We start from the raw sequence: 7,812 nt of genomic DNA, 5'->3' as shown, positions 1-7,812 counted from the left end.
AGAGCGCTGCCCCCGCCGCTCGGCGGGGGCAGCGCGGGGGGAGCGGCGTCAGGCGGTGGCCCCCGTGTGCAGGGCTACCGCGCCGTGTGCGGGCACCGTTGTCCGGACGGTGCCGTCTTCGGACACGTCGACGGTGTCGGAGCAACCGCCCTCCGGGGAGGCGACGTTGCAGTAGGTGCCGGCCGGGAGGGAGCTGGCGAAGGACTGGTCGAGGGCGGCGTCGCCGTTGTTGAGGGCGACGAAGCCGGCGTCCCCGCGGCTGAAGGCGAGCGCGCTGCCCTCGGACCACCAGTTGCCCAACTCCGCGTCGCCGACGGCATTGCGGAAGCCGACCATGCCCGTGACGTCGGACCGCGCGTGCATGTCGGTCCAGCCCTCGCCGCCGCTGGGCGGGCCCGCGTCCTCGTCGTCGAACTCGTAGCCGGAGTAGACGTTCGGCGAGCCGTAGGGGTGGGCGAGCATGAAGGCGTTGGCGAGGGCGTAGGTGTCGCCGTCCTTGTAGCTGAGCGTCGAACCGTTCCGCTCGGTGTCCCAGTTGTCGACGAAGGTACGCGCGTCGCCGCCGTCCAGCTTCCCCTCGGCGATGTTCTGGAGCGAGCCGAGGTCGCCGCCCTCGAAGGCGCTCTTCACATGGGTGCCGAACCGGAACTCGTCGACGTCGCCGACGCCCGTGTACTCGTCGGGCCCGACGGCCTCGCCTTCGCCGTGGATGACCTCGCTGACCCAGAACCCCGGGTCCTCGGTCATCGCCGCCTTGATCCCCTCGACGTCCTCGGCCGCCATGTGCTTGGCCGCGTCGATGCGGAAGCCGGCGACGCCCATCGAGCGGAGGTCGTCGAGGTAGCCGGCGATCGCGCCGCGCACCTTCTCGCTACCGGTGTCGAGGTCGGCGAGGCCGACGAGTTCGCAGTTCTGGACGTCGTCCCTGTCGGTGTAGTCGGAGATGTCGTTGCGGCAGGTGTGGAAGTCGCCGTCCTCGTAGAGGTCCGGGTACTCGTACTTCTGGTAGGCGGTGCCTCCGGTGCCGGTGCCGGAGCCCGAGGTCATGTGGTTGATCACCGCGTCCGCGATCACCTTGACGCCGGCCTGGTCGCAGGCGGCGACCATCGCCTCGAACTCACCGCGGTCGCCGAGCCGTCCGGCGATCTCGTAGCTGACGGGCTGGTAGGAGGTCCACCACTGGTCGCCCTCGATGTGCTCCATCGCCGGCGAGACCTCGACGTAGCCGTACCCGGCCGGGCCGAGGTCCTCCTCGCACGCCTGCGCGACGGAGGTGAAGGGGCGCTCGAAGAGGGTCGCGGTGACCGTCTTCTCGCCGGGCGGGGTGGCCTGGGACTGCCAGGGCGCGAGGACGACGAGGCCGCCGGCGGCGAGCACCCCTGCGGTGCCCGCGCTGATCCAGCGCCGTTTCTCGGGGGTCTTCATGGTGTGCGGCTCCTTCGCGGTACGGGTGCGTGTTCCGAAAGGGCAGCCGCGCGCCCGGGCCGCCGTGGGGGTACCGGTGAGACTGCCGCCGGCCACGTGAGCACGTCAAGACTTCCGCAAGGGTTTCCACGGACTTTCTGCAAACCCGCCATCGACTTGCGGCACTTACCGCGCTCTTGCGCCAAGACCCCTCCAACGTGCAGTGTCTCGCGCGGAGTTGAGGAATCCGACGTACGCAGAGCTGCCGACCGGGCGCGCCGGACCCGCTCCGCCGGCCCGGGGGTGGCTCTCCGACCCGCTGGAGGTCTCCGTGAACATCCCCGATTTCAGCCGCCGTTCCCTACTGCGCGGCGCCGGCGCGGCAGGCGCGGGCCTGAGCGTCGGCGCGCTCGGCACGGGGGAGGCAGCCGCCGCCTCCCCCGCGGCGGCGACCTCCGCCGAAGCGCCGCCGCGCAAGGGGCGGACGATGGTCGATACCCCGTTCGAACGCCACAGAACCGTCCGCGTCGGGCTCGTGGGGCTCGGGCAGCGGGGCGGCAGCATGATCGATCTCTACCTCGCGCTGGAGGGCGTGCGCGTGGTGGCGCTCTGCGACCCGGTCCGCGAGAAGGCCGAGCGCGCCGCGAAGAAGGTCACCGACGCGGGCCAGCCGGCACCCGCGCTCTACACCTCGGGCGAGGACGACTACGCCGCACTCTGCGCGCGCGGCGACCTCGACTTCGTGTACGTCGCGACCCCGTGGGACTTCCACTTCGAGATGGCGAGGACGGCGCTGCGCGAGGGCAAGCACGTCGGCGTGGAGTGTCCGCTGGCGCTCCGGGTCGACGAGCTGTGGGAACTCGTCGACCTCTCGGAGCGCCGGCGCCGCCACTGCATGCAGCTCGAGAACTGCGCGTACGGACGCAACGAGATGCGGGTGCTCCGCATGGCGCACGAGGGCCTCTTCGGCGACCTGCTCCACGGCGCCGGCGCCTACCTCCACGACCTCCGGGAGTTGATGTTCGACCCGGACTACTACGAGGGCCCGTGGCGCCGCCGCTGGCACACGAAGCTGCGGGGCGACCTCTACCCGAACCACGGCTTCGGTCCCATCGCCGGCTACTTCGACGTCAACCGCGGTGACCGCGCCGTCCGCATCTCCACCTTCGGCTCCCCCGCACTCGGGCTCGCGGCGTACCGGGAGGAGAACATGCCGCCCGGGCACGAGAGTTGGAAGGAGAGCTACATCGAGAGCGACATGTCGATATCGCTGGTGCAGACGGCGCAGGGCCGGCTGATCCGGCTGGAGCACGACGTCTCCAACCCGCATCCCTACGACCGCCTCAACATCCTCGCCGGCACCAAGGGCGTCTTCGAGGACTACCCGCCCCGCATCTACCTGGAGCCCGAGATGTCCGGGGACGAATGGGGCGACTTCGACAAGTACGCCGACCGGGACCACTGGCTCTGGAAGGAGCACGCCGATCCGCCCGGCGGCCACGGCGGCATGGACTACGTGATGCTCTTCCGGCTGATGCAGTGCATGCGCCTCGGCCTCGTCCCCGACTTCGACGTCTACGACGCGGCGACCTGGTCCTCGCCCGTACCGCTCAGCCACGCCTCCATCAAGGCGCACGGGGCGCCGCAGGAGATCCCCGACTTCACCCGCGGCGAGTGGCGGAAGAAGCGCGACGGGCTCGACTCCGAGCAGCCCGACGACCCGCAGGGGTGAGTCCCCGCCCCGTGCCGGCGACCCGTCGGCACGGGGCACGTACCGCCGACTCGCCCCCGTGCGGGCGGAGTTCACCCCGCGAGGGTCGCCCGGTCGCCCATCACGACCACGGGCTTGCGGTCCGGGTCGAGGGTGCGCAGCAGGTGGCGCATGGCCGCCGAGGAGAGGGTGACGCAGCCCGAGGTGCCGTCGCCGTGATCGCGGTGGAGCCAGATGCTGCCGCCCTTCGCCCGGCCCTCGGGGCGAGTCGGATCGAGGGGCGAAGTGCCCTCGACGCGGTTGTAGTCGATCGCGATGACGTAGTCAAAGTCGTGCCGGGTCTTCTTCGGCCAGTACGCGGGAGGAGTGAAGGCGGTGCTGCTGGTGTAGGGCAGCGCCGCGCCCGGATCGCTCCTGACACCGCCGGCGTCCGAGAGCGTGAAGACGCCGACCGGGCTGCGCTTGTCGCCCTCGCGGTGGTCCTCTGCCCAGCCCTTGCGTCCGTTGTGCGCCGGCCAACTCTCCTGCTGCGTCCAGCGCTCGCCCTTGCGGGTGAAGAGGCGGACGGTCGACTCCGCGGAGTCCTCGCCCTTTCCGTAGACGGCGACCACCTGGCTGCTCCCGCGGGGGATCTTCGCGCGGTACCGCTCGCCCACGCCCGGGACGTGCCTCGGGTCGCCGTGCCCGGCGTCGGCCGACGCCGTCGAAGGGCCGCCGCTCGGCTTCCGCTCCGCCGTCTCCTCGGCCGCTCCTCCGCACCCGGCGAGCGTCCCGACCAGCGCCGCGGCACACACCGCCGCCGTGCACGCCCACGCCGGGCCGCGCCCTGCGCGCCGCCGCCGACGACCGTGCGCAGCCGGTGAGTTCGTCCTGCCGTCCGCGTCCCTCGCCCTTGCCGACGCCCGACCTCCCCTGCTCGTCCCCGCGACGTCGCCCGCCCCGGTCTCCTCCCGCATCCATCGTCGCACCCGGCAAGGACACGGATCGGCGGCACGGAAAAACCCGTTGATTTCCGTCATCATTCCACCCAGCCTGTGACGGTCGCAGACCCCGCCAGCAGAACCGGACGCCATGCAGATCAAGGATCTCCCCTACGACGATCCCGGCCGACCCGACGCGCGCTCGGGGGCGCGGTTGCTGCGGTGGCTCGGCCGCGGTCAACTCGGCGGCCAACTACGGGCGCTCGGCTGGGGGATGCTCCACCGGGGCGGCGTCGCGCTGCTGCCGGTCGTCGTGGGGTCCGCCGTGCAGGCGGTCACCGACGGCTCGGGCGGCCGACTCGCCGGCGCCGGCGCGATGTTGGCGGTGCTCGCGCTCGCCGTCACGCTCGGCGACACCATGCTCCACCGCCAGTCCGTGAGCAACTGGATCACCGCGGCCGCCCGCATCCAGCAGGTACTCGCCCGCCGTGCCGCGAGGCTCGGCGCCGGCCTCACCCGCAAGGTCGCCGCCGGCGAGGTCGTCGCCGTCTCCACGGGTGACGTGGAGAAGATCGGCTGGTGCGTCGAGTCCACCTCCCGGTTCACCTCCTCCGTGCTCGCCGCCTTCGGGGTCTGCGGCGCGCTCCTCGTCTACGAACCGCAGCTCGGCCTTCTCGCCGCGGGGGGCCTCTGCTGCCTCGCGCTCGCCGTGCTCCCGCTCCTGCCCCTGGCCACCCGGAGAGCCGGCCGCCAGCGCGAACTCGCGGGGCACGCCACCGAATTGGCGGCCGACACCGTCGCGGGACTCCGGGTGCTCCGCGGGATCGGCGGCGAGGAACTCTTCCTCGGCAGGTACCGCGACGCGTCCCAGCGCGTCCGCACGGCCGCGGTGCGCACCGCGCGGATGTGGGCACTGATCGAGACGGTCCAGGTGGCGCTGCCGGGGCTCCTCCTCGTCGGCGTCGTCTGGTACGGCACGCACGCCGTCCTCGCCGGAGCGCTCTCCGTGGGCCGCCTCGTCACCGTCTACGGACTCGTGACGTACCTGCTGATGCCGCTCCGCGACTTCCAGGAGTTCGCCATGGCCTACTCCTTCTCGCGCCCCTCCGCCGCCCGCGCCGCCAGGGTACTGGCGCTGGAGCGCGCGGAGGGGGACACCGGCGAAGGGGGCGTTCGGGAGCCGCCCGCAGGCGAATTGCACGACCCGGCGAGCGGACTGCGCGCCCCTGAAGGGATGTTCACCGCCGTCGTCTGCGACGACCCGGACGCCGCTGGGCACCTCGCAGAACGCCTCGGCGGCCACCCGCCCGCGCCGGACGGAGAGCCCTCCGTGCTTCTCGGCGGTGTCCCCCTCGACGCCCTGCCGCGGGAAGCGGCACGCCGCGCGGTGCTCGTCCAGGACAAGGACCCGTCGCTGCTCTCCGGCACTCTTGCCGCGCTCCTCGACGTCCCCTCCTCCGGCGCCGTCGAGCCGTACGAGGCGCTGCGCGCTGCCGAATGCGCCGACGTGCTCACGGCGTTGGCGCGCTCCAGCCCGGAGTGCGGAGGCGACCCGATGGCCGCGCACCTCACCGAACGCGGACGCTCCCTCTCCGGCGGGCAGCGCCAGCGGCTCGCCCTCGCCCGCTCCCTCCTCACCGATCCGGACGTCCTCGTCCTCGACGAGCCGACCTCGGCCGTCGACGCGCACACGGAGGCCCGCATCGCCGCCGGCCTCGAAGGGCTGCGCAAGGGGCGCACGACCGTCGTGCTCACCACGAGCCCGCTCCTCCTCGACCGGGCAGAGCGCGTGGCGCTCCTCGTCGACGGCCGGGTACGAGCCGTGGGCGACCACGCCCGACTGCTGCGTACGGAGCCCGCGTACCGCTCCGTCGTCGCCCGCGGCGCCCCGGACACCGGCAGCCGCACGCCGATCTCCCCCGCGCGGGACGACGAGCGCGGGGACGGGCAGGAACAGGAGGCGGCGGTATGAGCGGCCGCATCGGCGTCGCACCGCCCGCCTACGACCCGGCGGCCCCCGAGGACGCCACCACCCTCCCCGTGGGGAGACCGCGCACCGTGCGCACGTACGTGCGGGAGCTGCTGCGCAGGCACCGGCTCGCGTTCGGGCTGCTGATGGCGTTCAACTGCGCGGCCGTGCTGGCCTCGTTGGTGGGGCCGCACCTCCTCGGCGGGCTCGTGGAGCGGCTCGCCGCAGGCGAGCGCGAGCTGCCGCTGGCACGCACGGTCGCCTTCTTCCTCGGCGCGCTCGCCCTGCAGGCGCTCTTCACCCGGCAGGTCCGGCTGCACGGCGCCGTACTCGGCGAACGCATGCTCGCCGACCTGCGGGAGGACTTCCTCGTCCGCTCGGTGCGGCTGCCCCCCGGAGTCCTGGAGAAGGCAGGGACGGGAGACCTCCTCTCGCGGATCACCACCGACATCGACCGCCTCTCCGACGCCATGCGAGAAGCCGTACCGCAGTTGGCGATCGGCGTCGCCTGGGCGCTGCTGCTCATCGGCGCACTGGCCCTCACCGCACCGGAGTTGGCCGTCTCGCTGCTGGTCGCGCTCCCGGTGCTCCTCCTCGGGTGCCGGTGGTACTTCCGCCGGGCGCCGCGCGCCTACCGCTCGGAGGCCGCCGGGTACGCCGCCGTCGCCGCCGCGCTCGCGGAGACGATCGACGCGGGCCGCACCGTCGAGGCCCACCGGCTCTCCGCGCGGCGGGTGGCGCTGAGCGACCGCCGCGTCGCGGAGTGGACGGCATGGGAGCGGTACACGATGTGGCTCCGGACGATCATCTTCCCGACGATCAACCTCACCGACATGCTCGTCCTCGGCTCCGTGCTGATGCTCGGCGGGGCGTTCGCGCTGGAGGGGTGGATCACCGTGGGGCAGCTCACCACGGGCGCGCTCCTCGCCCAGATGCTCATCGAACCCGTGGGCATGATCCTGCGCTGGTACGACGAACTCCAGGTCGCGCAGGTTTCGTTGGCCCGCCTCGTCGGGGTGCGGGAGATCGGCCCCGAGGCGGGGGAGGCAGGCTCGGAGCCCCGGGGGCGCGCCCTCAGCGCCGAGGACGTCCGCTTCGGCTACCTCGAAGGCGCCGACGTCCTCCACGGGCTCACCCTGCGGGTCAGCACCGGCTCCCGCGTGGCCCTCGTCGGCCCTTCGGGGGCGGGCAAGTCGACGCTGGGGCGGCTGCTCGCCGGGGTCTACCGGCCCCGCGAGGGGCGACTCACGCTCGGCGACGCCGAGTTGGGGACGATGCCGGCCGAAGACGTGCGGCGGCACGTGGCGCTCGTCAACCAGGAGCACCACGTCTTCGTCGGACCGCTCCGCGACAACCTGCGGCTCGCCAGGCCGGAGGCCCGCGACACCGAACTGTGGGCGGCGCTCCGCGCCGTCGGTGCGTCCGAGTGGGCCGCGGCGCTCGAAGGAGGCCTCGACGCGCAGGTCGGCTCGGGAGGCGCGGTTCTGACACCGGCGCAGGCGCAGCAGATCGCCCTCGCGCGACTCGTCCTCGCCGACCCGCACACCCTCGTCCTCGACGAGGCGACGTCCCTCCTCGACCCGCGCGCGGCCCGGCAGTTGGAACGCTCCCTCGCCACGGTGCTGGACGGTCGCACCGTCGTCGCCATCGCCCACCGGCTCCACACGGCGCACGACGCCGACGCCATCGCCGTCGTCGAGGACGGCCGTATCAGCGAGTTCGGCAGCCACGCCGAACTCCTCGCCGCGGACGGCGCGTACGCGGCGCTGTGGCGGTCGTGGCACGGGTAGGAGCGGGCGCCCGCGCTG

The 7,812-nt window shown here is 73.1% G+C and carries 5 protein-coding genes; 3 read left to right on the top strand and 2 right to left on the bottom strand.

Features of this window, described 5'->3' with window-relative positions; all coding sequences use genetic code 11:
- Positions 1-48 precede the first annotated feature (48 nt).
- Complete coding sequence (locus UWG_RS0103045; RefSeq protein WP_016905733.1) at positions 49-1,425, bottom strand: alpha-amylase; 1,377 nt, start codon at positions 1,423-1,425, stop codon at positions 49-51.
- A 310-nt stretch (positions 1,426-1,735) separates the two neighbouring features.
- On the opposite strand from UWG_RS0103045, the gene UWG_RS0103040 reads away from it, so the two are divergent.
- A complete protein-coding gene (locus tag UWG_RS0103040; RefSeq protein WP_106429907.1) occupies positions 1,736-3,136 on the top strand; it encodes a Gfo/Idh/MocA family protein in 1,401 nt (466 codons plus the stop codon).
- Positions 3,137-3,207: 71 nt separating this feature from the next.
- Here UWG_RS0103040 and UWG_RS0103035 read toward each other — a convergent pair whose 3' ends face one another.
- Complete coding sequence (locus tag UWG_RS0103035) at positions 3,208-3,909, bottom strand: L,D-transpeptidase family protein (protein ID WP_016905731.1); 702 nt, start codon at positions 3,907-3,909, stop codon at positions 3,208-3,210.
- Positions 3,910-4,186: 277 nt separating this feature from the next.
- On the opposite strand from UWG_RS0103035, the gene UWG_RS0103030 reads away from it, so the two are divergent.
- Both UWG_RS0103030 and UWG_RS0103025 read left to right on the top strand, forming a co-directional pair.
- Entirely contained in the window at positions 4,187-6,007 is a 1,821-nt protein-coding gene (locus UWG_RS0103030) for an ABC transporter transmembrane domain-containing protein (RefSeq protein ID WP_016905730.1), read from the top strand.
- Positions 6,004-7,794 (top strand): ABC transporter ATP-binding protein, encoded by a 1,791-nt coding sequence (locus UWG_RS0103025; protein ID WP_016905729.1) that lies wholly within the window; start codon positions 6,004-6,006, stop codon positions 7,792-7,794. Before UWG_RS0103030 ends, UWG_RS0103025 begins: the two co-directional genes overlap by 4 nt.
- Positions 7,795-7,812 lie beyond the last annotated feature (18 nt).

The sequence above is a fragment of the Streptomyces xiaopingdaonensis genome (genome assembly GCF_000262345.1).
Lineage (GTDB): Bacteria > Actinomycetota > Actinomycetes > Streptomycetales > Streptomycetaceae > Streptomyces > Streptomyces xiaopingdaonensis.
This window is presented reverse-complemented; position numbering and strand designations above follow the sequence as displayed.